Raw genomic sequence first — 25,772 nt, 5'->3', positions numbered from 1 at the left:
CCCCTCCCCCGGTCGGGGGGAGGGGGAGGCTTCAGTCCGGCATCATTCCGCCGGCTGGACGCTGCCGCCGATGGACGCCCGCTTGGAGGCCGGAGCCGGGCCGAGCAGGGCGTAGAGGTAGAGAAGCGCGCCGATGAAAACCGCGACACCCGAGGCGAGACGCACCCAGTAGAAGGGGGCGATCTGCTCCTGGACGCTCATGTAGTCCATGCCCAGCACGCGCTGCAGATGGACCTGCACGACGCCCGCGAAGGTCAGGGCGAAGGTCATCACCGTCATGCCGCCGCACATCAGCCAGAAGCTCAGCTTGTTGATCGTCTGGTTGTAGGGCGCCACGCCGCGCAGGTGCGGCATCGCATAGCTGAAGATGGCGAGGTTGATCATGGCGTAGGCGCCGAAGAAGGCGAGATGGCCGTGCGCCGCGGTGACCTGGGTGCCGTGGGTGTAGTAGTTGACCGACGACAGGGTGTGCAGGAAGCCCCAGACGCCGGCGCCGAGGAAGGCGAAGACCGCGCAGCCGACCGACCACAGCAGGGCCGCCTTGTTCGGGTGGTTGCGCCCGCCCTTCAGGACCATCTGGATCGAGAAGACGACCATGGCGAAGAAGGGGGCGACCTCCAGCGTCGAGAACAGCGAGCCGATCCACTGCCAGTAGCCCGGCGTGCCGATCCAGTAATAGTGGTGGCCGGTGCCGAGCAGGCCGGAGAACAGCGCCAGCCCGACGATGGCATAGAGCCACTTCTCGACGATCTCGCGGTCCACACCCGTCATCTTGATCATCAGGAAGGCGAGGATCGAGGCCATCACCAGTTCCCACACGCCCTCGACCCACAGATGGACGACGTACCACCAGTACATCTTGTCCAGCGCCAGGTTGGTCGGGTTGTAGAAGGAGAACAGGAAGAAGATCGCGATGCCCCACAGGCCCATCACCAGGATGTTGGTGATGACCGTGCGCCGCCCCTTCAGGACCGTCATGGAGATGTTGTAGAGGAAGATCAGCGCCACGACGACGATGGCGACCTTGATCCACATCGGCTGTTCCAGGAACTCGCGCCCCTCGTGGATGCGGAAGACGTAGCCGGCGACGGCGGCCAGCGCCCCGAACATGAACAGGCCGAACTGGATGTAGGCCAGCTTCACGCTGTGCAGCTCGCGCTCCGCCTCTTCCGGGATCAGGTAGTAGGCGGCGCCGAAGAAGCCCATCAGCAGCCACACGATCAGGGCGTTCGTGTGGATCATGCGCAGGATGTTGAAGGGCAGCAGCTCCGACAGGGTGTTGGGCAGCACGTAGACGGTGCCGGCGAGCAGCCCGACCAGGAGCTGGACGGCGAACAGGGCGAGCGCGCCGTAGAAGAAGGGCAGTGCCGCCTTCTGGGATTCGTATTTCATGGGTCTGATCCCTTCTCAGCCCGAGACCTTCGGGGGCCAGTTCTGGGTGTTGATGCGGCTGGTCCAGGCGAGGAAGTCGGCGAGGTCGTCGAGCTCCCGTTCGGTCAGGTGGAACTGCGGCATCTGGCGGCGGCCTTCGATGCCGCTGGGCTGCGCGCCCATCCACGCCTTCAGCGCCATCCGCGCACCGTCGGGATCCTTGTCGCCGCCGTAGCGCACCCAGACATTGCCCAGTTCAGGCGCGAAATAGGCGCCCTCGCCCAGCAGCGTGTGGCAGTTGATGCAGGAGTTCTTCTCCCACACATGCTTGCCGCGGGCCACGCTCTCGGTCAGGCCTTTGCTGTCGGTGCTCTTTTCCACCACATAAACGTGGCTGGCCCCGGTCAGGGAGACGAAGGCGGCAAAGAAGAACAGCGATCCGCCGTAGAAAATATTTCGGGCGGCCGCCTTGGTAAAGCGTTCCGTCATTGGTTCGGTTCCCCTGGATCAGGCCGCGGAAGAACGCCCTTGGCAGCCGTTCCGTCGAGCCTCGGCAGTGGCGGCTTGGCACCGCCAGTCGGGGTCACAGTTGACTAATCCGGTCGGTCTATCCTTGACCGCGGTCAAGACGGTCCCGGCCGGCAGGACCAGCCCGCGCCAAGGGCCCGGTTCCCGCTTGACCGTTAATTCAGGCTTTTCTAATATAAATGCAGACATACGACCGGCCCGCCCGCGGCGCCGTCGCCTTTTCCGTGAAGCAGGAGTGTCTCAGATGCACAAGAACTGGCCGCAGATGGCCGTGGAACTGTCCGGCGCCGTCAAGGAGCTGCGCGGCGGCGCGCCGGACGTGATGAAGGGCTTCTCCGCCATCGCCCAGGCGGCGCTGAAGGCGAATGCGCTCGACACCAAGACCAAGGAGCTGATCGCGCTGGCCATCGGCGTCGCCACCCGCTGCGACGGCTGCATCGCGTTCCATGCCGAGGCGGCGGTGAAGCTGGGCGCCACCCGCGAGGAGGTGCTGGAGACGATGGGCATGGCGATCTACATGGGCGCCGGCCCCTCCGTGATGTACGCCGCCCAGGCGCTGGAGGCCTTCGACCAGTTCACCGGGAAGAAGGCCGGCTGAACCGGCCGGGAAACGCCCGCGGCGTGGCGGGGGGACCTCATCCCCCCGTCCGCACCAGCACGTTCAGACGGGCCGGCTGGTCGAACCAGTGGGCGCCGTCGCGGACCTCCGACAGCTCGTGGAAGCGGCTGCGCAGCAGTTCCTCGCCGGCGGCGACGCGCGCCTTGCGGGTCTCGTCGATCAGGCCCATGCGCTGGGCGAAGGCCTCGTAGCTCTCCATCCGCACCGGGTTCAGATAGACGACCTCCGCCCGCTCGACGAACCGGCCGCCGGCGGCGGCATCCCGGACCGCCGCATAGGCCGCGCTGCGCACATCCTCCTCGTCCTCCACCAGCCGCGTGAGCTGGAAGAAGTCCCCGTCGGCGATCGGCTCGTTGACCAGGGCGAGACCGCCCGGAACCAGCACGCGCGCCGCTTCGGACAGGGCGGCGGCCATATGCTCCACCGGGACATGGTGCAGGCTGTTCATGAAGACGACGACGTCGGCCGCCGCGTCCGGCAGCGGCAGAGCCTGCCCCACCCCCTCCAGGTAGCGTTCGCCGCCCGCCGGCTCGGCGGCGCGGGCCCGCTCCAGCATCTCCCGTCCGCACTCGACCCCGACGACCTCGGCCCCCAGGCCGGTCAGGGCGCGGACCAGCCCGCCTTCGCCGCAGCCGACGTCGACGACGCGCCGGCCGGCAAGATCGGCATGGTCGCGGATCACCTCCAGGGCGCGGCGGCGTACGGGGGAGGAAACTGCGGCGGACATGGGGGGCGGTCTCCGGTTGCGCGAGGGGGTTGTACTTTCCCTGCGGCGGTGCGGACGGTCAATAGTCGCGGTCGGGATGGTCCGACCAGTCGCCGAGGCCCATGACCGCCACCCCCATGGCGAGGCTGCCGAAGGTGCCGCAGACCGAGCCGAACAGCAGGAACAGCCCGACGAGCCAGTACTCCGAGCCGAAGATCAGGGTGCGCAGGTGCGCCACGTCCAGCACCAGCAGGCCGATGCACAGCACGATTCCCGCCGTCACCCCGATCGCCAGATGGGTCAGCAGGAAGGCGATCAGCTTGTGCCTGCGCAGGCCGGGAAAGAGCTGGTGCAGTCGGCGCATCGGACTGGTTCCTGAAGGGGCGGAAGGGCGGCGGGGCCGGCGGACGCCGATGCGGCGATCATGCACCGGTCCGGCCGCCCCGACCATGTCAAACAACGACATGTGCGGCGCACCACATCCGGGCAGTGCGACAAATTGCCCCTGCCCGTCCCGTCACCGCTCCGCCCGCAGCCCGGCCAGGATCTTGTCCACGGTGATCGGCAGGTCGCGCACCCGCACCCCGGTGGCGTGGTAGAGGGCGTTGGCGATGGCCGCCGGGACGCCGACGATGCCGATCTCCCCCACCCCCTTGGCGCCCAGCGGGTTGACCATCTCGTCCTGCTCCTCGACGAAGATCACGTCGATGTCGTGGATGTCGGCGGCGACGGGGACATGGTACTCGGCGAGGTCGTGGTTCATCACCCGGCCGAGCCGGTGGTCGATCAGCGCCTCCTCCTGCATCGCCATGCCGAGGCCCCAGACGACGGCCCCCATGATCTGGCTGCGCGCGGTCTTGGGATTGATGATGCGGCCGGCGGCGACGGCGCTGACGACGCGGGTCACCTGCATGGTGCCCAGCTCCGGATCCACACGCACCTCGGCGAAGACGGCGGAATGGGTGCCGAAGGCGTGGCGCGAGCGGGCGAGGTAATAGGGAACGGAGCGCGCCTCCTCCTCGATGGTCAGCAGGTCGGCGGCCCGCATCACCTCCGTCACCGGCACCCGGCGGGCGGGGTCGGAGCGGGCGACGAGGTGGCCGTCGGCCATCGTCACCTCCTCCGCCGGCAGGCCGGCGAGCGGCCCCTCGTTGCTCTTGCGGGCAAGCCCGACCAACCGGTCGCGCACGCGGTCGCAGGCCGCCTTCACCGCCGACCCGACGGAGGAGACGGTCCAGGACCCGCCTTCGATCGGCGCCATCGGCAGCGAGGAATCGCCGAGCAGGAAGGTCACGTCCTCCATCGCCAGCCCCAGCACGTCGGCGGCGATCTGCGTCATCACCGTATAGGTTCCGGTACCGATGTCGGCGGTGGCGCTCGACACCGTCAGCCGGCCGTCGATGCCCAGCGTGGCGCGGGCCGTCGCCTGCCCCTGCATGGCGTCCCACACGCCGGCCGCCATGCCCCAGCCGACCAGATAGCGCCCGTCGCGCATCGAGCGCGGCTGCGGCGTGCGCTTCGCCCAGCCGAACCGCTCGGCCCCCTGCCGGAAGCAGGCGCGCAGCTCCTTGCTGGAGAAGGGATTGCCCGTGTTGGGATCGACGTCCGTGTAGTTCTTCAGCCGCAGCTCGACCGGATCCATGTCGAGCGCACAGGCCAGCTCGTCCATGGCGATCTCCAGCGCCGGCACGCCGGTGGCGGCCCCGGGCGCCCGCTGGTCGAGCGGAGTATGGACGTCGAGCCGGGCCAGCTTGTAGTCCAGCCGCACGTTGTCGCACCTGTACTGCTGGCCCGACCAGTTGACGACGATCTCCACGTAATTCTCGTACCGGGAGCTTTCCTGCACCGCCTCGTGAATGAGGGCGGTCAGGGTGCCGTCGCGCCGGGCGCCGAGGGCGACGCGCTGGATCGTCTCGGGCCGGTGGCCGAAGCTGAACATCTGCGGGCGGGAAAGCTCCACCCGGACCGAGCGCTTCAACTGCGTCGCCGCCAGCACCGCCATGAAGAGCTGATGCTGCGGCCGCAGGCCGGAGCCGAAGGCGCCGCCGACGAAGGGCGACAGGACGCGCACCTGGGCCTGCGACAGGCCGAAGACGTTGCAGACATAGGTCTGGGTGTTCAGCGCCCCTTGCGTCTTGTCATAGACGGTCAGCGTGCCGTCGGGGTGGTGGACGACCGTGGAGCCATGCATCTCCATCGGGTTGTGGTACTCGGTGGCCTGGGTGAAGGAGACGTCGACCGCGACCTCCGCCTCGGCCAGCGCCCGGTCGGCGTCGCCGCGCGGCTTGGGCGGGGGCTGGAAGCCGCCCTTGTCCTTGCCGGGCGTGAAGCCCTGGTCGCGGACGGCATGGAGGTCGGTCTGGTGGGTCGCCTCCTCATACTCGATCTCGACCAGCCGGGCGGCATGGCGGGCCAGTTCGAAGCTCTCCGCCACCACCAGGGCCACCGGCTGCAGGGCATGCTGGATTTCCGCGTCGTAGAGCGGGCGGAGGGGCGAGCCCTTGGGCGCGTCCTGGTCCTTCCACTTGCGGTCGAACCAGGCGAGGCTCGGCCGGTTCTCATGGGTGAAGACCTGCAGGACGCCGGGCAGTGCGAGCGCCGCGCGGGTGTCGATGCGGGTGATGCGCCCGCGGGCGATCGCGCTCGACACGATGTAGCCGTGGGCGAGGTCGGACGCGTCGTGCTCCGCCGCATATCTGGCGGCGCCTGTGACCTTCAGCCGGCCGTCGACCCGGCTGACCGGCCGGCCGATCCGGGCGCCCGGTTCGCGCAGCAGGTCGGGAATGCTGGGTTTCGCGATCATGCGGCCTCCGTTCCGGCTGCCTCGGCCAGCGCCCGGACGATGGCGCGCTCGGCGAGGTCGATCTTGAAGTCGTTGTGGCCGTAGCCCTGCGCGCGGCGCAGCAGGATGCGCGCGGCGGCGCGGAAGCTTTCCCCGGTCGGCGGCTTGCCCGCCAGCGCCTGCTCGGCCTCCTCGTCGCGCCACGGCTTGTGGGCGACGCCGCCCAGCGCCAGCCGGGCCTCCGCAACCGTCCCGTCGGCGATCTCCAGCGCCGCCGCCACCGAGACCAGCGCGAAGGCGTAGGAGGCGCGGTCGCGCACCTTCAGGTATGTCGAATGCTCCGCGAAGCCCTTGGGCGGCAGGTCGATGGCGGTGATCAGCTCGTCCGGCCGCAGCTCGGTGTCGATGTGCGGGGCGTCGCCGGGCAGGCGGTGGAAGGCGGCGAAGGGGATCGTCCGCTCGCTGCCGGGCCCGCCGCCGGGGCCGGGGCCGGGACCCACAACGCGCACCGTCGCCTCCAGCGCCGCCAGCGCGACGCACATGTCCGAAGGATGGACGGCGATGCAGTGCTCGCTGGCGCCGAGGATGGCATGGATGCGGTTCACCCCGACCAGCGCGCCGCAGCCCGATCCCGGCTCCCGTTTGTTGCAGGGGGTGGCGCTGTCGTAGAAATAGTAGCAGCGGGTCCGCTGCAGCAGGTTGCCGCCGTTGGTCGCCATGTTGCGGAGCTGCGGCGACGCCCCGGCGAGGATCGCCTTGGACAGCATGGGATAGCGCCGGCTCACCCGCTCGTCATAAGCGGTGTCGGCATTGCGGGCGAGCGCCCCCAGCCGCAGCCCGCCGTCGGCCGTCTCCTCGATCCGGTCGAGCGGCAGGCGGGAGATGTCGATCAGGTGGGCGGGCCGCATGGCGTCGGCCTTCATCAGGTCGAGCAGGTTGGTGCCGCCGGCGACGAAGCGGCTGCCCGGTCGCCCGGCGATCCCGCGGACGGCGCCCTCCACGCTGTCGGCGCGGTCGTAGGTGAAGGCCCTCATCGCCCCTCCCCCATCGGCTGCCGCGCCTGCTGCGCCATGGCCTGCCTGATGGCCGCCAGGATGTTGGGATAGGCGCCGCAGCGGCAGATGTTGCCGCTCATCAGCTCGCGGATCTCGTCGTCGGTCGTCGCCCGGCCCTCCGCCATCAGGCCGGCGGCGGAGCAGATCTGGCCCGGCGTGCAGTAGCCGCACTGGAAGGCATCCTGCTCGATGAAGGCCTCCTGCAGGGGATGCAGGGTGTCGCCGGACGCCAGCCCCTCGATGGTCGTGACCTCGCGGCCGTCCAGCATGACGGCCAGCGTGAGGCAGGCGTTGATCCGCCGCCCGTCCACCAGGACCGTGCAGGCGCCGCACTGGCCGTGGTCGCAGCCCTTCTTGCTGCCGGTCAGCCCGAGATGCAGGCGCAGCGCGTCCAGCAGGCTGGTCCACGGCGCCAGATGCAGCGTGTAGTCGACCCGGTTGACGGTCAGCCACACCTCCATCGGCTCGGCGGCGGGTGTCTGTGGCGGTGTCTGCGACATGAGGTTTTCCTCTCGGCTCCGGACCGCATTGCAACAGCTCGACAGGGAACGCCGTTCCGGCCATCGCCGTTGTCGTGAAGACACGCCGAAGACCCCGGACGGAGGAAGAGGACATGAGGCTTTCGGGATCCTGCCGCTGCGGCGCCGTCCGCTTCACGCTGAATTCGCCGACGCCGGTTCCCTACATGCGCTGCTATTGCACCATCTGCCGGAAGAGCGCCGGGGGCGGCGGCTATGCCATCAACCTCGGCGGCGACGCCGGCACGCTGGAGGTGGAGGGGCGCGAGGCGGTGGCGACCTGGCGGGCGCCGATCGAGGATCCGCAGAATCCCGGCCGCACCTGCCCCGGCCCGTCGCACCGCCATTTCTGCAAGCACTGCGGCAGCGCCCTGTGGGCGGAGGATCCGGCTTGGCCGGAGCTGGTCCACCCCTTCGCCTCGGCGATCGACACGCCGCTGCCCGAACCGCCGGAGCGGGTGCACATCATGCTGGACTTCAAGGCGCCCTGGGTCCGCGTGCCGGAGGGGCCGGGCGAAGTGCGCTTCGCCCGCTACCCGGAGGAATCGCTGGAGGACTGGCACCGCCGTCACGGGCTGCTCGACCGCTGACGCCGTCATGACGCGCCTGCGCCGGCTCGTCCCGTGGCTGGTCCTGCTGCTGATCCTGGCGGCGGCCGGCGGGGCGCTGGTCCTCGTCAGGGCGGGGATCCTCGTCCTGCCGCCGCGCTACGATCCCTGGGCGCCGCTGGACATTTCGGAGGAGCCGGGCTTCCTCACCCGCTACAAGCTCTCCCGCCTGGAGGGTGAACCGGCGCGGTGCCATGCGGCGCTCGCCCCGACCGCCCTGCGCTTCACCCCCCAGCCCGACCGGCCGGCCCCGGCGGACGGGCCGAACCAGGGCTGCAGCCTGACCGGGACGGTGCGGGTGGACCGCTCGGGCGTGGCGTTCAACGGCGGCTTCGTCGCCACCTGCCCGGTCGCCGCCGCCTGGATGCTGTTCGAGATCCATGCCCTGCAACCGGCCGCGCGGAAGCACTTCGGCCAGCCGGTGGCGCGGGTCCGTCACCTCGGGACCTATGCCTGCCGCAACCTCTACAACCGGGAGAGCGGACGGCGGAGCGAGCACGCGACGGCCAACGCCATCGACATCGCGGCCTTCGTCCTGAAGGACGGCACGCAGATCTCCCTCCTCCGGGACTGGAGGGAGCCGGAGAAGACGGGACCGGAAGCGGCGGAGGCGGGACCGGCGGGCGGGGACGCGCGCCGGGCGGCGTTCCTGCGCGAGATCCGCGACGGCGCCTGCCGCTTCTTCGACGTGGTGCTCGGACCGGAGTACAACGAGGCCCACCGCGACCACTTCCATTTCGACATGGGCGGCTTCCGCAGTTGCCGCTGAGGCTCCTCCGGCTGGCACAGGACTCAGGACGGATGGGAGGCCCTCCCCCTCGGGGCGAACACGCTTGCGCAGCCGGATTGTTCGCGCGGCCCGCGCTTGTCTCCGATGAAGGCTACGTCCTGCAAGCGGGACGGGTTATGCTACGGCCCAACGCTACCGGGCCGGCAGGCATCCTCCTGGAAAGACGGAGTGCCGGCACCGGTGGTTGAAGAGGGAGTAGAGACAGATGACCCGGTTCCCCGCCGCCCCGCCTGCCGCCCTGCCGGGCCGGCCTTTATCGGGCGGCCGCCCGACGGAGACCTTGCGATGACCGTCCCCGCCCATGTCCGCCTGCACCCGGCCGCCGCCGCCCTGGCTCCGGCGATGCGCGAGTGGCGCCACCACATCCACGCCCATCCCGAAACCGCCTTCGAGGAGGTGCAGACCAGCGCCTTCGTGGCGGAGAAGCTGCGCTCCTTCGGGCTGGAGGTGACCGCCGGAGTGGGGCGGACCGGCGTCGTCGGGACGCTGCGCGGGCGCAAACCGGGACCGCGCGCCATCGCGCTGCGCGCCGAGATGGACGCCCTGCACATCGAGGAGGCCAACGACCTCCCCTACCGCTCGGTCAACCCCGGCCGCATGCATGCCTGCGGCCATGACGGCCACACCGCCGCCCTGCTGGGGCCGCGAAGATCCTGGCGGAGGATCCCGACTTCCAGGGGACGCTGCACGTCATCTTCCAGCCGGCGGAGGAGAACGAGGGCGGTGCGCGCGAGATGATCGCCGACGGGCTGTTCGACCGCTTCCCCGTCGACGCCGTCTTCTGCCTGCACAACTGGCCGGGACTGGAGGTCGGGCAGGTCGCCCTGCGCCCCGGCCCGATCATGGGCAGCTACGACATCTTCGAGATCGTCCTGCACGGAACCGGCAGCCATGCCGCCATGCCGCACATGGGGGCCGACGCGATCACGGCCACCGGCCACCTGCTGACCACGCTGCAGAGCATCACCGGCCGCAGCCTGCATCCGCTGGACAGCGCGGTGGTCTCGGCGACGCAGATTTCCGGCGGCGACACCTGGAACGCCCTGCCGGCCCGAGTGACGGTGCGCGGAACCGTCCGGGCCTTCAAGGACAGCGTGCGCGACACGGTGGAGGCGCGGCTGCGCACGCTGGCGGAGCATACCGCCGCCTCCTTCGGCTGCACGGCCGAGACGCGCTACGAGCGCTGCTATCCGCCGACCATCAACGATCCGCGCCAGACCGCGCTGTGCGCCGAGGTCGCCGCCCGGCTGGTCGGGGAGGAGAACATCGACCACGAGCCGATGCCCTCGCTGGGGGCGGAGGATTTCGCCTTCATGCTGAACGAGCGGCCGGGCTGCTGCATCTGGATCGGCAACGGGCCGACCGACGGCGGCTGCCTGCTGCACAACCCGAACTACGACTTCAACGACGACAACCTCGCCATCGGCGCCAGCTACTGGATCAGCCTGACCAGGACCCTGCTGCGGCCGGAGGGAGCCTGATCCCTCACGGGCGGTCGCCGGCGATGACGCCCTTGCGGAACAGGAAGCAGCCGTAGGGGCGCGGGTCGCCCGCCTGGACGACGGCGAAGGCGGCCTTCGCCGCGTCATAGAAGGCGAAACGCTCGATGCCCGCCAGCGGCGTCGGGCGCTCCTCGGCCCGGTCGATCTCCGCCTGCACCTCCCGCCGGACCGGCGGGACGGCCGCGGGGTCCTCCACCACCGTCATGCAGCGCACCGGGTCGGGCACATAGGCGTCGAGCGGCAGGACGCTGAGGATGGCGCGCGCCGCGCGGGCCATGGAGACGCCGGGCAGCACGACCAGCCGCCCGGAGACCGTCGCCCGCGCGATGGTCTCCGCCGGGTGGTTGGCATCCACCAGGGCGAGATCGTCGCCATGTCCCATGGCGGCCAGCACCCACAGCAGGTCGGGGGACAGCAGCGGGTCGAGCGACTTCAGCATGCGGGGGCTCCTTCCTCGTCAGTCGCCGATCCAGCGTTCGGTCGAGGCCTGCAGATGCATGCGCATCGCCGCCTGGGCCTGCAGCGGGTCCGCCGCCTTCAGCGCCGCGAAGATCGCCTCATGCTCGGCCAGCGCCGACTTCCAGGTTCCCGAGCTCTCGTAGCGGACGCTGAGGTGGGTGGAGATCGGGCTGTGCCGCTCGTCGAACAGCTCGGCGACGAGGCGGACCAGCACGGTGTTGCCGGACATCGCGGCGATTCCGACATGGAACTGCCGGTCGAGCTCCAGCGGCTTGCGCCCGGCCGCCACCGCGGCGCGCATCGCCTGCAGCGTCTCGGCGAGCGCGCCGAGCCCCTCCGGGGTGGTGCGGGCACAGGCGAGCACGACCACCGTCCCCTCGATCGCCGCGCGGGCCTGCATCAGCTCGGTCGGGCTTTCGCCCATGGAGCGGATGGGAAAGGCCGGCCGCTCCGGCGGCGGGCAGACATAGATGCCCGAGCCCATGCGGATCTCGACGCTGCCGTCGAGCTCCAGCGCGATCAGCGCCTCGCGCAGGGACGGGCGCGAAACACCGAGCTGCTGGGCGAGGTCGCGTTCGGAGGGCAGCCGGCTGGCCGGCGGGAAATGACCGCTCTGGATCAGGGCACGGATCTGGTCGGCCACCTGCTGGTAGAGGCGCCGGGGCTCGATCTGCTTGGCCTGGGTCATCATCGGCTGGCACCGGCGCTGGCGGTTTCGTCAGTGGTACGGACAAACTGGCCTTACCATAAGGGCCGCGGTGCCGCTTCACAAGCCCCTGCGGGACGAACCGGCCGATCCGCCGCCTCGCCCTTCAGTGACGCAGGTGCCAAGGGGCGGCACGTCTTTCGGTCAGGCCAATCGCTCGGAAACCGAAAACCGGCTTGACCATGTTTCTTTAACGGATTATTGGTGCACCAACCTAACTGGCCTGACCAATCAGGCGGACAAGACTGCCTTTCACGACCATGCCCGTCCCCCGCCCAAATGGTGCCGGAGGTATCGGGCGGCGGGCAAGACAAGGGAGGACGGGGGGATGCGGGACTCCGCGGTGCGCGACGGCGCCCTGCCGCCAGGACGGGACACGCCCCTCCGCCCGGCGGGCGACGAGGTGATCCTCCGCCTGGAGAACGTGACGAAGGAGTTCCCCGGCGTCCTCGCGCTCAACCAGGTGCGCTTCGACCTGCGGCGCGGCGAGGTCCATGCCGTCTGCGGCGAGAACGGCGCCGGCAAATCGACCCTGATGAAGATCATCAGCGGCCTCTACCAGCCGGACGGCGGCGAGATCGTCTACAAGGGCGAGGCGCGGCGCTTCGCCTCCTCCCGCGAGGCGGAGGCGGCCGGCATCACCATCATCCACCAGGAACTGAATCTCGTTCCCCACCTGTCGGTGGCGGAGAACATCTATCTGGCGCGCGAGCCGCGCCGCGGCCCCTTCGTCGACCGCAAGCGGCTGAGGGCCGACTCCCGCCGCTGCCTCGACCGGCTGGGCGTGGACATCGACCCGGACCGGCCGGTCGGCCGCCTGTCGGTCGCTCAGCGCCAGATGGTGGAGATCGCCAAGGCGCTGTCGCTCGACGCGGACGTGCTGATCATGGACGAGCCGACCTCCTCCCTGACGGAGTCGGAGACGCGGCTGCTGTTCCAGGTGATCCGCGAGCTGAAGCGGGCCGGGGTGGGGATCGTCTACATCTCCCACCGGCTGGACGAGATGGCCGGCATCGTCGACCGCGTCACCGTGCTGCGCGACGGCCGCTATGTCTCGACCGACGACTTCGCGTCCACCAGCGTCGACGAGATCGTCGCCCGGATGGTCGGCCGCTCGCTGGAGGAGAAGTTCCCCGGGCGCACCGCCGTCCCGACCGGCGAGGTGATCTTTGCGGTGGAGGGGCTGACCCGGCGCGGGGTCTTCCACGATGTCGGCTTCACCCTGCGCCGCGGCGAGATTCTGGGGTTCGCCGGCCTGATGGGCTCCGGCCGGACCGAGGTCGCCCGCGCGATCTTCGGGGCCGACCCGCTCGACTCCGGCACCATCCGGCTCGCCGGCCGCGCCCTGACGATCCGCTCGCCGCGCGACGCCATCGCCGAGGGCATCGCCTATCTGTCGGAGGACCGCAAGAGCGACGGGCTGGCCATCAAGATGCCGGTCGCGGCGAACATGACGCTGGCCGCCGCGGGCAAGGTGGCGAACCGGCTGGGCTTCCTCGACTTCGACCAGGAGATCAGCGTCGCCCAGCGCTATGTGCAGATGCTCAACATCCGGACCCCGACGGTGCATCAGCCGGCCCGCCTGCTGTCGGGTGGCAACCAGCAGAAGATCATCATCGGCAAATGGCTGTTCCGCCAGTCGCGGATCATGATCTTCGACGAGCCGACGCGCGGCATCGACGTCGGCGCCAAGCTCGCGATCTACACGATCATGGACGAGCTGGCGGCGCAGGGGATCGGGATCGTCCTGATCAGCTCCGAACTTCCCGAAATCCTCGGCCTGACGGACCGGGTCGTGGTGTTCCACGAGGGCCGGGTGACCGGCGTGCTGACCACCCGCGAGACCAGCCAGGAAGAGATCATGCATTACGCCTCCGGCCACTCCCTCGGGACGGCGGGCCGGGCGGCGCACCGGGGATCGCCATGACCAGCCTGCCCGACGACAAGCAGAAGCTGTTCTTCCAGCCGGGCGACCGGCAGAAGGACCTGATCCAGAAATTCGCCGCGATCGGCAGCCTGGTCGTCCTGGCCATGGTGTTTTCGCTGACCAGCGACGCCTTCTTCTCGGTCGGCAACGCGATGACCATCGCGCTGCAGGTCACCTCGATCGCCATCCTCGGCATCGGCATGACCTGCGTGATCATCACCGGCGGAATCGACCTGTCGGTCGGCTCGGTGCTGGCCCTGTCGGGCGTCGTCGCCGCGCTCGCGGTGAAGGAGGCGGCCCTGCCCGTCCCGGTCGCCATGCTCGCCGGCATCCTGGTCGGCACGCTGTGCGGCGTCGCCAACGGGCTGTGCGTGACGCGGCTGAAGCTGCCGCCCTTCATCGCCACGCTCGGCATGATGATGGTGGCGCGCGGCGTGGCGCTGCAGATCACCGGCGCCCGCGCGGTGTCCGGGCTCGGCGAGTCCTTCGGGGAGCTGGGCAACGGCGCGCTGTTCCGCATCGTCACCATCGGCGAGGACGGCTTCCCCGACGTCGCCTTCCCCGGCATTCCCTATCCTGTGATCCTGATGGTGGTGATCGCGGTGGCGGTCGCGGTGATGCTGAACCGCACGGTGCTGGGCCGCCACATCTACGCCATCGGTTCGAACGCCGAGGCCGCCCGGCTGTCGGGCGTCCATGTCGCGCGGGTGACCCTGTTCACCTACGCGCTGTCCGGCACGCTGGCCGGGCTGACCGGCTGCGTGCTGATGTCGCGTCTCGTCACGGCGCAGCCGAACGAGGGCGTGATGTACGAGCTGGACGCCATCGCCAGCGCGGTGATCGGCGGCACCTCCCTGATCGGCGGGGTCGGCACGATCTCCGGCACGGCGATCGGCGCCTTCGTCATCGGCATCCTGCGCAACGGACTGAACATGAACGGCGTCTCCGCCTTCACGCAGCAGATCATCATCGGGCTGGTCATCCTGCTGACCGTGTGGATCGACCAGCTCCGCAACCGCCGCTGAACCATCGCCGCTGAGCGGGGGCGGCATCCCAAGAAGACAACGGAACAGTGGAGAGAGACCCCATGCCCAAGCTGATCCCGTGCCTCGTCGCCTCCGCCATCGCGCTCGTGTCCGTCTCCGCCGCCGCGGCCGCGGCCGACAAGGAGATCGCGGTGATCGTGAAGACGGTGAATTCCACCTTCTGGCAGAATGTCCAGAAGGGTGCCGAAACCGCGATGAAGGAGGTGGGCGGCGGCTACAGCCTGACCTTCCAGGGCCCGGCCTCGGAATCGGCCATCGCCGACCAGGTGAACATGGTGGAGAACGCGGTGAACCGGAAGGTCGGCGGCATCGTGCTCGCCCCGTCCGACCCGGACGCGCTGGTGCCGGCGATCAGGAAGGCCTGGGAGTCCAAGATCCCCGTCGTCCTGATCGACTCCCAGATTTCCGACAGCGGCAAGCAGTACTACCAGTCCTTCCTCGCCACCGACAACGCGAAGGCGGGCGAGCTGTGCGCCAAGGCGCTGATCGACCGCGTCGGCACCACCGGCAAGATCGCCGTCATGTCCTATGTCGCCGGGGCCGGGTCGGAGATCGGCCGGGTCGGCGGCTTCACCAAGTACATCAAGGAGAACTCCAAGCTGGAGATCGTCGGTCCCTTCTACTCGCAGTCGCAGATGGCGACCGCCCTGAACCAGACGACCGACGTGCTGACCTCCAACCCCGACCTGAAGGGCATCTTCGGCGCCAACGAACCGACCGCCATCGGCATGGGCCGCGCCCTGGTGCAGACCGGCAAGGCCGGCCGCGTCGTCGCCGTGGGCTTCGACGGCAACCAGGACCTGCAGGGCTTCGTGCGCGACGGCACGCTGGCGGCCACCGCCGTGCAGGGCTCCTTCCAGATGGGGCAGCTCGGCGTGCGGACGGTCGCCCGGGTGATGAAGGGCGAGAAGGTGGAGAAATTCGTCGATACCGGCGTGGTGATGGTCACCAAGGACAACATCGAGAAGCCCGAGGCCCGCGACGTCCTATACTGAGCGTTCCCCTGCCGCCGGACACGAGGCCTCTTGCGATGAAAGTCACCGACCGCCGAACGCTTCCCCGCAGCAATCTGTCGCTCACCGTCATGGGGCTGGGCTGCGCCCAGATGGGCGGGCTCTACCGCTGGACCAGCCTGGCGGAGGCCGAGGCCGTCGCCGACGCCGCCTGGAACGCCGGGCTGCGCTATTACGACACCGCCCCCTTCTACGGCTTCACCCGCGCCGAGCGGCGTCTCGGCACGCTGCTCGGCGAGCGGGAGCGGTCGCACTATGCCGTCAGCACCAAGGCCGGCCGCCTGATGGTGCCGGACGCCACGGTGGGGGCGGAGGAGGACGGCTACGTCCGGCCCCTGCCCTTCCGCCCGGTCTACGACTACAGCTATGACGGGATCCTGAAGTCGTTCGAGCACAGCCAGCAGCGGCTGGGGCTGATCCACATCGACATCCTCTACGTCCACGACATCGGCCGCTTCACCCACGGCGACCGGCACGAGCATTACTGGACGCAGCTCACCCGGGGCGGCGGCTTCCGGGCTCTGGGCGAACTGCGGGCCGGCGGGCAGGTCGCTGCCGTCGGGCTCGGCGTCAACGAGCATGAGGTGGTGCAGGACGCGCTGCAGGCGTTCGACATCGACGTCACCATGCTGGCCGGCCGCTATACGCTGCTGGAACAGAGGAGCCTGCCGCTGCTCGATGCCTGCGTGCGCGCCGGCGCCTCCATCGTCATCGCCGGTCCCTTCAACTCCGGCATCCTGGTCGGCAACAACAAGTTCAACTACGCCGACGCGCCGGCGGAGGTGGTGGCGCGCGTCCGGGCGTTGCGGGCGGTGTGCGACGAATTCGCCGTGCCGCTGCCCGCCGCGGCCCTGCAGTTCCCCATGGCCCATCCGGCAGTGGTCACCTGCGTCTCCGGCTCGCGGACGGCCGGTCAGCTCCAGTCCAACATCGACTGGTTCGAGCAGCCGATCCCACCGGAGTTCTGGGACGTCCTGAAGGAGCGCGGGCTGGTGGAGGAGACCGCACCGCTTCCCTCCCCGGCCGCCTGACCGGGACGGCCGATGCGCATCGACGCCCACCAGCATTTCTGGCTGCTGCGCGACCGGCGGGGGGAGTGGCCGCCGCCGGAGCTTGCCGCCATCCACCGCGATGTCCTGCCGGCGGACCTGGAGCCGCTGCTGCGCTCCTGCGGAATCGGCGGAACCGTCCTGGTGCAGACCCTGCAAAACGGCGACGACACCCGCTTCATGCTCGACCTCGCCGACCGGCATCCCTTCATCCTGGGCGTGGTCGGCTGGGCGGACCTGAAGGCACCGGACGCTCCGGCGGAAATCGCCCGGCTTGCCGGCCACCCGGCGCTGAAAGGGCTGCGGCCGATGCTGCAGGATCTCGCGGACCCCGCCTGGATCGACGACCCGGCACTCGATCCCGCGGTGGCGGCGATGCGGGCGCACGGGCTGCGCTTCGACGCGCTGGTGACGCCGGATCATCTGCCGGCGCTGACCGCCTTCGCGGCGCGGCACCCCGACCTTCCCATCGTGATCGACCATGGCGCCAAGCCGCGCATCGCGACGGGCGAGTTTGCCGGCTGGCGCCGCGCCATGGCCGGTCTGGCGGCCCTGCCCGCCCTGCACTGCAAGCTGTCGGGCCTGCTGACCGAGGCCGGCGGACGGCGGGAGCCGGCGGCGCTGCGCCCCTATGTCGAGACGCTGCTGGAGCTGTTCGGCCCCGACCGCCTGCTGTGGGGCAGTGACTGGCCGGTGCTGCGGCTGGCCGGGGACTATGGGGAGTGGCTGGCGATGTGCCTCGACCTCGTGCCGGAGGCCGACCATCCGGCGGTGTTCGGCGGAAACGCCGCCGCCTTCTATGGGCTGGCGGTTCCGGACCCCGGCCGTTGATCTGACCGTAAGCTCCTCCCGAGACGCGGAAAAGCCCGCCCGGCGGTGTGCCGGACGGGCTTTCCTTGTCAGAGCGGCTTGGTCGGAGCGCCTGGGGATGGATCAGGCGGCGACTTCCACCTTCTCCGCGATCTCCTGGAAGGCCGGGATCTGGTCGAAGTTCATGTAGCGGTAGATGTCCGAGGCAGCCTCGTTCACCACGCCGACCTGGGCCAGATACTCGTCCTTGTTCGGGATCTTGCCGAGCAGCGCCGCGACGGCGGCCAGTTCCGCCGAGGACAGGTAGACGCGGGTGTCGATGCCCAGACGGTTCGGGAAGTTGCGGGTCGAGGTCGAGACCGCGGTCGACCCCTTGCGGATCTGCGCCTGGTTGCCCATGCAGAGCGAACAGCCCGGCATCTCCATGCGCGCACCCGCCTTGCCGAGGGTGGCGTAATAGCCTTCCTCGGTCAGCATCATCGCGTCCATCTTGGTCGGCGGCGCGATCCACAGGCGGGTCGGGATGTCCGACTTGCCGTTCAGGATCTTGCCGGCGGCGCGGAAGTGGCCGATGTTGGTCATGCAGGAGCCGATGAAGACCTCGTCGATCTTGTCGCCGGCGACCTCGGACAGCGTCTTCACGTCGTCCGGATCGTTCGGGCAGGCCAGGATCGGCTCGCTGATCTCGGCCAGGTCGATCTCGATCACCGCGGCATACTCGGCGTCGGCGTCCGGCTTCAGCAGTTCCGGATTGGCGATCCACGCCTCCATCGCCTTGATGCGGCGCTCCAGGGTGCGCGCGTCGGCGTACCCGTTGGCGATCATCCACTTCATCAGCGTGATGTTGGAGGTCATGTACTCGATGATCGGCTCCTTGTTCAGGAGCACGGTGCAGCCGGCCGCCGACCGCTCGGCCGAGGCGTCGGTCAGCTCGAACGCCTGCTCGACCTTCAGGTCCGGCAGACCCTCGATCTCCAGGATGCGGCCGGAGAAGATGTTCTTCTTGCCCTTCTTCTCGACCGTCAGCAGGCCGGCCTTGATCGCGTAGAGCGGGATGGCGTTGACGAGGTCACGCAGGGTGACGCCCGGCTGCATCTCGCCCTTGAAGCGGACCAGCACCGACTCCGGCATGTCCAGCGGCATGACGCCGGTGGCGGCGGCGAAGGCGACGAGGCCCGAGCCGGCCGGGAAGCTGATGCCGATCGGGAAGCGGGTGTGGCTGTCGCCGCCGGTGCCGACGGTGTCCGGCAGCAGCAGGCGGTTCAGCCAGGAGTGGATGACGCCGTCGCCCGGACGCAGCGCGACGCCGCCGCGGGTGGAGATGAAGTCCGGCAGCTCGTGGTGCATCTTCACGTCCACCAGCTTCGGATAAGCGGCGGTATGGCAGAAGGACTGCATCACGAGGTCGGCCGAGAAGCCCAGGCAGGCGAGATCCTTGAGCTCGTCGCGGGTCATCGGGCCGGTGGTGTCCTGCGAGCCGACCGTGGTCATCTTCGGCTCGCAATAGGTGCCCGGACGGACCCCCTTGCCTTCCGGCAGGCCGCAGGCGCGGCCGACCATCTTCTGGGCCAGCGTGAAGCCCTTGCCGCTGTCGGCCGGGGCGGCCGGCTGGCGGAACAGGGTCGACGGGGCGAGGCCCAGCGCCTCGCGGGCCCGCGCGGTCAGGCCGCGGCCGATGATCAGCGGGATGCGGCCGCCGGCGCGCACCTCGTCGAAGATCACGTCCGACTTGACCTTGAACTCGGCGATCAGCTCGCCGTTCTTGAAGGCCTTGCCTTCATAGGGGCGCAGCTCGATCTCGTCGCCCATCTCCATCTTGCCGACGTCGAGCTCGATCGGCAGCGCACCGGCGTCTTCCATGGTGTTGTAGAAGATCGGGGCGATCTTGGTGCCGAGGCAGACGCCGCCGAAGCGCTTGTTCGGGACGAAGGGGATGTCCTCGCCGGTGAACCACAGCACCGAGTTGGTGGCGGACTTGCGCGAGGAACCGGTGCCGACCACGTCGCCGACATAGGCGATCAGGTTGCCCTTCTGCTTCAGCGCCTCAAGCTGCCTGGTCGGGCCGCGCACGCCCGGCTCGTCCGCCTCGATGCCCGGGCGCGGGTTCTTCAGCATGGCGAGCGCGTGCAGCGGGATGTCCGGGCGCGACCAGGCGTCCGGCGCCGGCGACAGGTCGTCGGTGTTGGTCTCGCCCGACACCTTGAAGACCGTCAGCTTCATCGAGGCCGGGACGTCCGGACGCGAGGTGAACCACTCCGCATCGGCCCAGGACTGCAGCACCGCCTTGGCGTTGGCGTTGCCCTTGTCCGCCAGCTCCTTGATGTCGTGGAAGAAGTCGAACACCAGCAGGGTCTTCTTCAGACCCTCGGCGGCGGCGGCGCCGCACTCGGCATCCGACAGCAGGTCGATCAGCGGCTGGACGTTGAAGCCGCCGAGCATGGTGCCCAGCAGCTCCGTCGCCTTGACCTTGGAGATCAGCGGGCAGTCGTCCTTGCCCTTGGCGACGGCGGCGAGGAAGCCGGCCTTCACGCGGGCGGCATCGTCGACGCCGGCCGGAACGCGGTGGGTGATGAGGTCGAGGAGGAACTGCTCCTCGCCGGCCGGCGGCGCCTTCAGCAGGTCGATCAGCTCCGCCGTCTGCTTGGCGGTCAGGGGCAGGGCCGGAATTCCGAGAGCGGCGCGTTCGGCCGCGTGCTGACGGTATGCTTCGAGCACGGCAGGTACCTCATAAATGAAAGGCCGGCCCTGGGTGGGAACCGTGAGACGGCCCGCGTGAAATCCGGTCGGTTTATATCGCCGACCAAATCAAAGCGCAAGGGGGCGCACCGGCTTCGCCACAGCGATCAGCTTGAAGCAAGTGCAGCCCTTGTACTGGTATTACCTGTCCATGGTATGACCATTTCAGGCCACAGAGTTATTTTAGGCCTGCAGCTTGTTCCGGGGTGAGCAGGACGATGCCGTCCTCATCGGCGAACAAGAAATCGCCGGGTTTCACCATGGCGCCGGGCAGTTCCACCGGGACATCGACAAGTCCCTGATCCCGTCGGGTGGAGGCGCGCGGAATGGATCCCAAGGCCTTGATGCCGAGGTTGAGCGTCGCCAATTCGCCGACATCCCGCACGCAGCCCCAGATGACCACGCCGGCCCAGCCGTTCTTGACGGCCGACGCCGCGATCATGTCGCCCATCAGCGCGCAGCGCAGGCTGCCGGCCCCGTCCACCACCAGCACGCGCCCCTGGCCGGGGGTCGCCAGCAGTTCCTTGACGCGGGAATTGTCCTCGAAGCACTTGACCGTGACCACCGGCCCGGCGAAGCGGGTCACCGCCCCGAAGTCGCGCAAGCCCGGCAGCACGAAGCGGGCGGCATCCTTGAAGGTGTCGAACAGGTCGCAGGTGGCGACAGGGGGGACCTTCCCGGTGGTCATCTCGGCGGCTCCGCGGCTGTTTGTCGTGTGTTTCCCGGACGTCTTGCGCCAAAGCCCCGCCCAAGGCAAGGGCCGCAACGGTCGCACCGCCCGGGACCGTGACGGCCGGCAGAAGTTTTTGCCGGCTTAAACGTTTGATATACGAATTGTCGGTACCATATCGTCATCTCTGACCGGACCACCAGCGCAGGACCAGCGCCGAACATGCCCGACACACTCGGACTGCCGACCAACGACCGCCGGTCGCCGGCACGGCATCTTCCGCTTCCCGCGGGCGCCTTCCGCGTGCAGCGGCCCATCCGGTTCTCCCACACCGACCCGGCCGGAATCGTCTATTTCCCGGTCTATTTCGACATGTTCAATGGCGTCGTGGAGGACTGGTTCACCCACGGGCTGGGCATCAACTACGCCGACCTGATCGTCGAGCGGCGGATCGGCCTGCCGATCGTCCATGCCGAGTGCGATTTCGTGATCCCCAGCCGCATGGGCGAGACGCTGACCCTGGGCGTGATGATCGAACGGATCGGCCGCAGCTCCATCGATCTGCGGATCAACGGCGAGGTGGGCGGCGCGGTGCGGCTGTGCGGCCGGCTGACGGTGGTGGCGACGGCCCTGGAAGGCTTCGGCTCGATCCCCCTGCCCGACGATCTGCGCGCCAGCCTGCAGGCCTACCAGACGGCCTGCGACGCCTGCGCCGGCCGGGCGCTGCGCATGCCCGGCACCGCCGGAGTCCGCTACGCCCGCTGACCGACCTCGCGGAGCAGCGCCGGCAGGCCGTCCGGATCGCGCATCAGGGTCCCCATGACGGCGGCGCCAGCCGCACCGGCCTCCAGACAGCCGGCAAGGTTCCCCGCCTCCACCCCGCCCAGCGCCAGGACGGGAATGGGCACGCCGGCGACCATCCGCCGCAGCAGATCCGGCCCCAGCGCCGGCCCGTAGCCCGGCTTGCTGGCCGTCGCGAAGACCGGCGACAGGGTCGCGTAGTCCGCCCCCTCCCCCGCCGCCCGCAGCAGCCTCTCCCGGTCATGGCAGGAGACGCCGATCAGGGCGCGCGGTCCGAGGAGCCGCCGGGCCGCCACGGCGTCGCCGCCATCCGGCAGATGAACCCCGTCCGCCCCCGCGGCCAACGCCAGCCGTGCCTCGCCATGCAGCGTCAGCCGCGCCCCGTGCCGGCGCGCCCGCTGCAGCACCGCGCCCGCCAGGGCCAGGAGCTGATCCGCCGGCAGGTCCTTCTCGCGCAGCGACAACCAGCGCAGCCCGGACGCGAACAGCCGCTCCGCCAGGTCGGGAAGCGGCAGGGCTGCCTGTCGGCGGTCGGTGATCGCGAGGAGCGGAGGATCGGGCAGGACGGTCATGACCGCAGCATAGCAGGCGCCCGGGCTCAGCGGGACAGGCTCAGCGGGACGGGCTCAGCGGGACGAGCTCAGCGGGACGGGTTGCCGCCGCCGGCCGGGAAGACCGAGCGGACGAGGTCGAGCCACGCCCGCGCGGCGTTCGACAGATAGGCGCCGCGCCGCCAGACCATTGCCATGATCCAGTCGGTCTCCGGCGCCTCCAGCAGCACCCGGACGACGCCGGGATGCGCCCGCTGCAGCGCGATCATCCGCGGCAGGAAGGCGACGCCGAGCCGGGCGGCGACCAGTTCGACGACGAAGTCGATCTGGCTGCTCCGCACGGAAACCACCGGTTCGAAACCGCGGCTGCGGCAGGCTCCCAGGATGATCCGGTTGAGCGCGAAGCCGGTCTCGAACAGCAGGAACGGCATGTCCCGGAGGTCGAGCAGGGTCACGCCCGGCCGGCCGGCCAGCGCATGGCCCGCCGGCAGCAGGGCGACCAGCGGCTCGCGGCAGATCTCCTGCCACTCGAAATCCTCGGCGACCGGCAGTAGCGACGCGGCGATGTCGATGTCGCCGGCCAGCAGGATTTCCTCCAGCCGGTCGCTGCCATGCTCGACCAGCCGGATGTCGATGCGCGGGTGGCGCTGGCGATAGGTCGCGAAGAGCGGCGCGATCAGCGTGCTGGAGCCGATGGGCGGCAGGCCGAGCCGCAGCGTGCCCCGCTGCAGCCCGCGCAGATCGTCCAGCTCCGCCAGCAGCTCGTCGCGCTGCGCCAGCATGCGCAGGGCCTGCCGGTAGACGATCTCGCCGGGAGCGGTCAGCGTGCTGCGGTGGCCGTTGCGGTCGAGCAGCGGCACGCCGAGCTCATCCTCGAGCTGTTTCACCGCCTTGCTGACCGTCGACTGGGTGGCGAAGACGACCTTCGCCGCCTGGGAGAATCCCCCCTGGCGCACGACCTCGACGAAGGCGCGGAGCGTCCTGAATTCCATGCTCATTCCATAATGGAATTGATTCTAGTCGGACAAGTCATTTTGATCATAGCGCGGTGCGGCATACATTCCAGGGACAACGACCGCAGATCGCCGTCCCCCCGATGACCCGCATCCATCTCCTGCTTCTCCGCAGAGTCCGCCGCAGCCGGCTTCTCCAGACCGGCTTCATCGCCCTGTTCTGGCTGGCCGGCGAGGCGCTGGTCCGCCTGACCCACCTGCCCGTGCCCGGCGGCATCGTCGGCATGGCGATCGTCCTGGCGCTGCTCGCCAGCCACCGCCTCAGCCTGCGCAGCATGCGGCGCGGCGCCGAATGGCTGCTCGCCGAGATGCTGCTGTTCTTCGTGCCCGCCGTCCTGGCGCTGACCGACCACCGGGAGTTGCTCGGGCTGCTCGGCCTCAAGATCCTCGTCGTCATCGCCGGCGGCACGCTCGCGGTCATGGCCGTCACGGCCGTCACCGTCGACCTGTGCTACACCTGGAGATCGAAGCATGGCTCTGCCAATTCCGTTGCTGGATGAACCGCTGGTCCAGGCGTCGGTCTGGTCCGCCGCCACGATCGGTTTCTATCTCGTGGCAAAGCGCCTGTACCGGCGGCGGCGGGTTCCCTGGCTGATGCCGCTGCTGGTGACGCCGGCCCTGCTGATTCTGGCCGTGCTGGCCTTCCATGTCAGCTATCGCGAGTACATCCGCGGCACCGGCTGGCTGATCGGCCTGCTCGGCCCGGCGACGGTCGCCTTCGCCATCCCGATCTACGAGCAGCGCGCGATCATCCGCCGGCACTGGCCGGTGCTGATCGCCGGCATGCTGGCCGGCACCACGACCGCCATCCTGACCGGCTGGGCGCTCGCCACCGTCCTCGGCCTGGACGGCACGCTGCGGCTCAGCCTGCTGCCGCGGTCCATCAGCACGCCCTTCGCCATGACGGTCTCCGGCGAGATCGGCGGCATCCCGGACCTGACCGCGGTGTTCGTGGTGGCGACCGGCGTCCTCGGCGCCGTGCTGGGCGAACTGCTGCTGGGCTGGCTGCCGATCCGCACCTCGCTCGCCCGCGGCGCGCTGTTCGGCGTCGGCGCCCATGGTGCCGGCACCGCCAAGGCGCACGAGATCGGCCGGGAGGAAGGCTCGATCGCCGGGCTCGTCATGGTGCTGGTCGGGCTGCTCAACGTCCTCGCCGCGCCTGCCATCGCCTATTGCCTCGCCCCCTGAGGGGGAGCGGGCGGCGTTCCGCGGGGGACGGCCATGCGGAAGCCGCCCGGTTCCCGGCTTGCGGAGCAGGCGTGGTCTTTAGTATACGTCATCGCAGCATCAAGAGTTGGGCTGGCGCCCAACACCAACCTGCCGACCCGGGCAAGGTGGTGCTCCCGCGAGGGAGGATGTGGCCGTACCGGCAACCAAACGGGACCGCGCCACTGCGTCAGCCCTCCTGACCGTCGATAAGGAGGGACCGAATGCCGGACGCCATTGTCACCGCCCCCGACCTCTCGCTCGTCCTCGGACCGGACGACAGCGCCTTCCAGGTCGGATCCTGTCCGCCGCCGCGCAAGGGCGGACGCTACGTCGGCGCCACCGTCCATGTCGTCGTCCACCGCCGCCACGGCCCGTGGACCCACGTCTACCGCGTGCTGCAGGAGGAGGGGGCGAACCGCCTGCTGGTCCATCTGCACAAGGTGTTCGAGGGGGAACGGGCGGCCGAGGCGCGGAGCTGGGCCCTGACGAACCTGATGATCCCGGCCGGGGCGGAGTGACCGTACCCCGGCCTCAGCCGGACGGCAGGCCGTCGTCGAAGGCGGGGATCTGCCACGGGCCGCCGAGATCGACGTTGCGCAGCAGGAGAACCAGCTCCTCGCGCGAGCGGGTGACCGCCGTGTAGAGCCACCGCCACCGGTGCTCGCGGAAGGCCGCGGAATCATCGACCACGGTGACCGAGGGGAACTCCGAGCCCTGGGACGCATGGCAGGTGATCAGCCACGCCCAGTCGTAGAGCTGGATGTCCTTGCCGACCCGCGGCTGCACCATCCCCTCCTCATAGTGGGCCTGGAACATCCAGGAATGGACGATCAGCTTGCCGCGCGGCCGCAACTCGTCCTCCATCTGCACGCCCAGCGACCATAGCCCGGCATCGCGGCCCGTCGCCTCGGCCGCCGGCCGCGTCAGGGTGCCGATCATCCCGTTGTAGAGCCCCTCGTCCTTCTGGTTGCGCCGGCAGATGACGCGCTCGCCCGCCTGCGGCATGACCGTTTCATGGCCGAGCAGGGAGCGCATCCGCCGGGTGTAGGTGGTGCGGACGCGGTGGGTCCCGCAGATCGCCTGCGACGATTGCCGCATCACCAGCGACTGGGTCCGCCTCTCCAGCGGGAGGACATGCACCTTGCCGACCGAGCCGAAGCGGCGGGGAAGCTCCTGCCGGCGCAGCAGGTGGGCCAGCCGGATGACCGGGCTTTCCCTGGCCGTGCGGTGCGGCTCGGTCAGGCGGAAGTCGGGCTCACCGCTGGTGAACAGCCCCTGACCGGAGACCGGCGGCAGCTGGTAG

The 25,772-nt window shown here is 69.7% G+C and carries 28 protein-coding genes and 1 riboswitch (1 of these 29 running past the window's edge); of the genes, 14 read left to right on the top strand and 14 right to left on the bottom strand.

Annotated elements, in window-relative coordinates:
- Positions 1 to 42: 42 nt before the first annotated feature.
- Positions 43 to 1,392 carry a cbb3-type cytochrome c oxidase subunit I gene (locus tag DEW08_RS03085; protein WP_109324374.1) on the bottom strand — a complete coding sequence of 450 codons (1,350 nt, stop codon included), beginning with the start codon at positions 1,390 to 1,392 and terminating at the stop codon, positions 43 to 45.
- Positions 1,393 to 1,407: 15 nt separating this feature from the next.
- Entirely contained in the window at positions 1,408 to 1,860 is a 453-nt protein-coding gene (locus DEW08_RS03080; RefSeq protein WP_109324370.1) for a c-type cytochrome, read from the bottom strand.
- A 283-nt stretch (positions 1,861 to 2,143) separates the two neighbouring features.
- Here DEW08_RS03080 and DEW08_RS03075 point away from each other — a divergent pair, with 283 nt between their 5' ends.
- On the top strand, positions 2,144 to 2,497 hold the full coding sequence (locus DEW08_RS03075) for a carboxymuconolactone decarboxylase family protein (protein WP_109324369.1): 354 nt from the start codon (positions 2,144 to 2,146) through the stop codon (positions 2,495 to 2,497).
- 37 nt (positions 2,498 to 2,534) lie between these two features.
- Here the strand turns inward: DEW08_RS03075 and DEW08_RS03070 are convergent, their stop codons facing one another.
- From DEW08_RS03070 to DEW08_RS03050, 5 genes are all read right to left on the bottom strand, one after another.
- Positions 2,535 to 3,245: a class I SAM-dependent methyltransferase gene (locus tag DEW08_RS03070; RefSeq protein WP_109324368.1), complete on the bottom strand. Its 711-nt coding sequence runs from the start codon at positions 3,243 to 3,245 to the stop codon at positions 2,535 to 2,537.
- A gap of 58 nt (positions 3,246 to 3,303) precedes the next feature.
- Positions 3,304 to 3,588: a hypothetical protein gene (locus DEW08_RS03065; protein ID WP_245985891.1), complete on the bottom strand. Its 285-nt coding sequence runs from the start codon at positions 3,586 to 3,588 to the stop codon at positions 3,304 to 3,306.
- A gap of 153 nt (positions 3,589 to 3,741) precedes the next feature.
- Entirely contained in the window at positions 3,742 to 6,027 is a 2,286-nt protein-coding gene (locus tag DEW08_RS03060; protein ID WP_109324366.1) for a xanthine dehydrogenase family protein molybdopterin-binding subunit, read from the bottom strand.
- Positions 6,024 to 7,040: an FAD binding domain-containing protein gene (locus DEW08_RS03055; RefSeq protein WP_109324363.1), complete on the bottom strand. Its 1,017-nt coding sequence runs from the start codon at positions 7,038 to 7,040 to the stop codon at positions 6,024 to 6,026. Before DEW08_RS03055 ends, DEW08_RS03060 begins: the two co-directional genes overlap by 4 nt.
- On the bottom strand, positions 7,037 to 7,561 hold the full coding sequence (locus DEW08_RS03050; RefSeq protein ID WP_109324359.1) for a (2Fe-2S)-binding protein: 525 nt from the start codon (positions 7,559 to 7,561) through the stop codon (positions 7,037 to 7,039). The genes DEW08_RS03055 and DEW08_RS03050 overlap by 4 nt, the downstream gene beginning before the upstream one ends.
- Positions 7,562 to 7,674: 113 nt before the next feature.
- On the opposite strand from DEW08_RS03050, the gene DEW08_RS03045 reads away from it, so the two are divergent.
- The 4 genes from DEW08_RS03045 to DEW08_RS03035 all read left to right on the top strand — a co-directional run bounded on the left by DEW08_RS03045 (position 7,675) and on the right by DEW08_RS03035 (position 10,458).
- Positions 7,675 to 8,169 carry a GFA family protein gene (locus DEW08_RS03045; RefSeq protein ID WP_109324357.1) on the top strand — a complete coding sequence of 165 codons (495 nt, stop codon included), beginning with the start codon at positions 7,675 to 7,677 and terminating at the stop codon, positions 8,167 to 8,169.
- 7 nt (positions 8,170 to 8,176) lie between these two features.
- Positions 8,177 to 8,956 (top strand): extensin-like domain-containing protein, encoded by a 780-nt coding sequence (locus tag DEW08_RS03040; protein ID WP_109324356.1) that lies wholly within the window; start codon positions 8,177 to 8,179, stop codon positions 8,954 to 8,956.
- 306 nt (positions 8,957 to 9,262) lie between these two features.
- On the top strand, positions 9,263 to 9,715 hold the full coding sequence (locus tag DEW08_RS33390) for a M20/M25/M40 family metallo-hydrolase (RefSeq protein WP_342760719.1): 453 nt from the start codon (positions 9,263 to 9,265) through the stop codon (positions 9,713 to 9,715).
- Entirely contained in the window at positions 9,628 to 10,458 is an 831-nt protein-coding gene (locus DEW08_RS03035; protein WP_342760730.1) for an amidohydrolase, read from the top strand. The genes DEW08_RS33390 and DEW08_RS03035 overlap by 88 nt, the downstream gene beginning before the upstream one ends.
- Positions 10,459 to 10,462: 4 nt before the next feature.
- On the opposite strand, the gene DEW08_RS03030 is transcribed toward DEW08_RS03035, so the two are convergent.
- Together DEW08_RS03030 and DEW08_RS03025 are read right to left on the bottom strand one after the other, a co-directional pair.
- Positions 10,463 to 10,918, bottom strand: coding sequence for an RbsD/FucU family protein (locus tag DEW08_RS03030; protein WP_109324355.1), 456 nt, complete (start codon positions 10,916 to 10,918; stop codon positions 10,463 to 10,465).
- 18 nt (positions 10,919 to 10,936) lie between these two features.
- On the bottom strand, positions 10,937 to 11,629 hold the full coding sequence (locus DEW08_RS03025; protein ID WP_109324354.1) for a FadR/GntR family transcriptional regulator: 693 nt from the start codon (positions 11,627 to 11,629) through the stop codon (positions 10,937 to 10,939).
- Between the two features lie 343 nt (positions 11,630 to 11,972).
- Between DEW08_RS03025 and DEW08_RS03020 the strand changes: the two genes are divergently transcribed.
- The 5 genes from DEW08_RS03020 to DEW08_RS03000 all read left to right on the top strand — a co-directional run bounded on the left by DEW08_RS03020 (position 11,973) and on the right by DEW08_RS03000 (position 17,510).
- Complete coding sequence (locus tag DEW08_RS03020; RefSeq protein ID WP_109324353.1) at positions 11,973 to 13,571, top strand: sugar ABC transporter ATP-binding protein; 1,599 nt, start codon at positions 11,973 to 11,975, stop codon at positions 13,569 to 13,571.
- The gene (locus DEW08_RS03015; RefSeq protein ID WP_109324352.1) at positions 13,568 to 14,596 is read left to right on the top strand and encodes an ABC transporter permease; all 1,029 of its coding nucleotides are present in this window, start codon (positions 13,568 to 13,570) and stop codon (positions 14,594 to 14,596) included. Before DEW08_RS03020 ends, DEW08_RS03015 begins: the two co-directional genes overlap by 4 nt.
- A gap of 62 nt (positions 14,597 to 14,658) precedes the next feature.
- The gene (locus tag DEW08_RS03010; protein WP_109324351.1) at positions 14,659 to 15,612 is read left to right on the top strand and encodes an ABC transporter substrate-binding protein; all 954 of its coding nucleotides are present in this window, start codon (positions 14,659 to 14,661) and stop codon (positions 15,610 to 15,612) included.
- A gap of 35 nt (positions 15,613 to 15,647) precedes the next feature.
- Positions 15,648 to 16,661, top strand: coding sequence for an aldo/keto reductase (locus tag DEW08_RS03005; protein WP_109324350.1), 1,014 nt, complete (start codon positions 15,648 to 15,650; stop codon positions 16,659 to 16,661).
- 12 nt (positions 16,662 to 16,673) lie between these two features.
- Positions 16,674 to 17,510 carry an amidohydrolase family protein gene (locus DEW08_RS03000; RefSeq protein ID WP_109324349.1) on the top strand — a complete coding sequence of 279 codons (837 nt, stop codon included), beginning with the start codon at positions 16,674 to 16,676 and terminating at the stop codon, positions 17,508 to 17,510.
- A 102-nt stretch (positions 17,511 to 17,612) separates the two neighbouring features.
- Here the strand turns inward: DEW08_RS03000 and acnB are convergent, their stop codons facing one another.
- A complete protein-coding gene (acnB, locus tag DEW08_RS02995; RefSeq protein ID WP_109324348.1) occupies positions 17,613 to 20,204 on the bottom strand; it encodes a bifunctional aconitate hydratase 2/2-methylisocitrate dehydratase in 2,592 nt (863 codons plus the stop codon).
- 199 nt (positions 20,205 to 20,403) lie between these two features.
- Positions 20,404 to 20,913 (bottom strand): ribonuclease E activity regulator RraA, encoded by a 510-nt coding sequence (gene rraA, locus DEW08_RS02990; RefSeq protein WP_109324344.1) that lies wholly within the window; start codon positions 20,911 to 20,913, stop codon positions 20,404 to 20,406.
- A 204-nt stretch (positions 20,914 to 21,117) separates the two neighbouring features.
- Here rraA and DEW08_RS02985 point away from each other — a divergent pair, with 204 nt between their 5' ends.
- A complete protein-coding gene (locus tag DEW08_RS02985) occupies positions 21,118 to 21,660 on the top strand; it encodes an acyl-CoA thioesterase (RefSeq protein ID WP_109324339.1) in 543 nt (180 codons plus the stop codon).
- Here the strand turns inward: DEW08_RS02985 and DEW08_RS02980 are convergent.
- Complete coding sequence (locus tag DEW08_RS02980) at positions 21,648 to 22,268, bottom strand: thiamine phosphate synthase (RefSeq protein WP_109324338.1); 621 nt, start codon at positions 22,266 to 22,268, stop codon at positions 21,648 to 21,650. The two genes, DEW08_RS02985 and DEW08_RS02980, sit on opposite strands and share 13 nt — an antisense overlap.
- Before the next feature lie 68 nt (positions 22,269 to 22,336).
- A complete protein-coding gene (locus tag DEW08_RS02975) occupies positions 22,337 to 23,239 on the bottom strand; it encodes a LysR family transcriptional regulator (RefSeq protein WP_109324337.1) in 903 nt (300 codons plus the stop codon).
- A gap of 104 nt (positions 23,240 to 23,343) precedes the next feature.
- On the opposite strand from DEW08_RS02975, the gene DEW08_RS02970 reads away from it, so the two are divergent.
- From DEW08_RS02970 to DEW08_RS02960, 3 genes are all read left to right on the top strand, one after another.
- A complete protein-coding gene (locus DEW08_RS02970) occupies positions 23,344 to 23,760 on the top strand; it encodes a CidA/LrgA family protein (protein WP_109324336.1) in 417 nt (138 codons plus the stop codon).
- A complete protein-coding gene (locus DEW08_RS02965; protein ID WP_109324335.1) occupies positions 23,732 to 24,448 on the top strand; it encodes an LrgB family protein in 717 nt (238 codons plus the stop codon). The genes DEW08_RS02970 and DEW08_RS02965 overlap by 29 nt, the downstream gene beginning before the upstream one ends.
- Positions 24,449 to 24,539: 91 nt before the next feature.
- Positions 24,540 to 24,647, top strand: a riboswitch (SAM-I-IV-variant riboswitch).
- 43 nt (positions 24,648 to 24,690) lie between these two features.
- Positions 24,691 to 24,987: a hypothetical protein gene (locus DEW08_RS02960; RefSeq protein ID WP_109324334.1), complete on the top strand. Its 297-nt coding sequence runs from the start codon at positions 24,691 to 24,693 to the stop codon at positions 24,985 to 24,987.
- Positions 24,988 to 25,000: 13 nt separating this feature from the next.
- Here the strand turns inward: DEW08_RS02960 and DEW08_RS02955 are convergent, their stop codons facing one another.
- Positions 25,001 to 25,772, bottom strand: partial view of an ATP-dependent DNA helicase gene (locus DEW08_RS02955; protein WP_168220248.1) — the 3' portion only. 434 nt of this gene lie beyond the right edge of the window; 772 of the gene's 1,206 nt are visible here — the last part of the coding sequence; its start codon lies beyond the right edge, outside the window; its stop codon occupies positions 25,001 to 25,003.

This window comes from Azospirillum thermophilum (assembly GCF_003130795.1).
Taxonomy (GTDB): domain Bacteria; phylum Pseudomonadota; class Alphaproteobacteria; order Azospirillales; family Azospirillaceae; genus Azospirillum; species Azospirillum thermophilum.
The sequence above is the reverse complement of the archived record's forward strand: the minus strand, read 5'-3'. Positions and strand labels throughout refer to the sequence as shown.

Bases quoted from the DNA above. Each gene is read 5' to 3' on its own strand.
- DEW08_RS03085 (WP_109324374.1), bottom strand. From the start codon at position 1,392: ATGAAATACGAATCCCAGAAGGCGGCACTGCCCTTCTTCTACGGCGCG.
- DEW08_RS03080 (WP_109324370.1), bottom strand. From the start codon at position 1,860: ATGACGGAACGCTTTACCAAGGCGGCCGCCCGAAATATTTTCTACGGC.
- DEW08_RS03075 (WP_109324369.1), top strand. From the start codon at position 2,144: ATGCACAAGAACTGGCCGCAGATGGCCGTGGAACTGTCCGGCGCCGTC.
- DEW08_RS03070 (WP_109324368.1), bottom strand. From the start codon at position 3,245: ATGTCCGCCGCAGTTTCCTCCCCCGTACGCCGCCGCGCCCTGGAGGTG.
- DEW08_RS03065 (WP_245985891.1), bottom strand. From the start codon at position 3,588: ATGCGCCGACTGCACCAGCTCTTTCCCGGCCTGCGCAGGCACAAGCTG.
- DEW08_RS03060 (WP_109324366.1), bottom strand. From the start codon at position 6,027: ATGATCGCGAAACCCAGCATTCCCGACCTGCTGCGCGAACCGGGCGCC.
- DEW08_RS03055 (WP_109324363.1), bottom strand. From the start codon at position 7,040: ATGAGGGCCTTCACCTACGACCGCGCCGACAGCGTGGAGGGCGCCGTC.
- DEW08_RS03050 (WP_109324359.1), bottom strand. From the start codon at position 7,561: ATGTCGCAGACACCGCCACAGACACCCGCCGCCGAGCCGATGGAGGTG.
- DEW08_RS03045 (WP_109324357.1), top strand. From the start codon at position 7,675: ATGAGGCTTTCGGGATCCTGCCGCTGCGGCGCCGTCCGCTTCACGCTG.
- DEW08_RS03040 (WP_109324356.1), top strand. From the start codon at position 8,177: ATGACGCGCCTGCGCCGGCTCGTCCCGTGGCTGGTCCTGCTGCTGATC.
- DEW08_RS33390 (WP_342760719.1), top strand. From the start codon at position 9,263: ATGACCGTCCCCGCCCATGTCCGCCTGCACCCGGCCGCCGCCGCCCTG.
- DEW08_RS03030 (WP_109324355.1), bottom strand. From the start codon at position 10,918: ATGCTGAAGTCGCTCGACCCGCTGCTGTCCCCCGACCTGCTGTGGGTG.
- DEW08_RS03025 (WP_109324354.1), bottom strand. From the start codon at position 11,629: ATGATGACCCAGGCCAAGCAGATCGAGCCCCGGCGCCTCTACCAGCAG.
- DEW08_RS03020 (WP_109324353.1), top strand. From the start codon at position 11,973: ATGCGGGACTCCGCGGTGCGCGACGGCGCCCTGCCGCCAGGACGGGAC.
- DEW08_RS03015 (WP_109324352.1), top strand. From the start codon at position 13,568: ATGACCAGCCTGCCCGACGACAAGCAGAAGCTGTTCTTCCAGCCGGGC.
- DEW08_RS03010 (WP_109324351.1), top strand. From the start codon at position 14,659: ATGCCCAAGCTGATCCCGTGCCTCGTCGCCTCCGCCATCGCGCTCGTG.
- DEW08_RS03005 (WP_109324350.1), top strand. From the start codon at position 15,648: ATGAAAGTCACCGACCGCCGAACGCTTCCCCGCAGCAATCTGTCGCTC.
- DEW08_RS03000 (WP_109324349.1), top strand. From the start codon at position 16,674: ATGCGCATCGACGCCCACCAGCATTTCTGGCTGCTGCGCGACCGGCGG.
- rraA (WP_109324344.1), bottom strand. From the start codon at position 20,913: ATGACCACCGGGAAGGTCCCCCCTGTCGCCACCTGCGACCTGTTCGAC.
- DEW08_RS02985 (WP_109324339.1), top strand. From the start codon at position 21,118: ATGCCCGACACACTCGGACTGCCGACCAACGACCGCCGGTCGCCGGCA.
- DEW08_RS02980 (WP_109324338.1), bottom strand. From the start codon at position 22,268: ATGACCGTCCTGCCCGATCCTCCGCTCCTCGCGATCACCGACCGCCGA.
- DEW08_RS02975 (WP_109324337.1), bottom strand. From the start codon at position 23,239: ATGGAATTCAGGACGCTCCGCGCCTTCGTCGAGGTCGTGCGCCAGGGG.
- DEW08_RS02970 (WP_109324336.1), top strand. From the start codon at position 23,344: ATGACCCGCATCCATCTCCTGCTTCTCCGCAGAGTCCGCCGCAGCCGG.
- DEW08_RS02965 (WP_109324335.1), top strand. From the start codon at position 23,732: ATGGCTCTGCCAATTCCGTTGCTGGATGAACCGCTGGTCCAGGCGTCG.
- DEW08_RS02960 (WP_109324334.1), top strand. From the start codon at position 24,691: ATGCCGGACGCCATTGTCACCGCCCCCGACCTCTCGCTCGTCCTCGGA.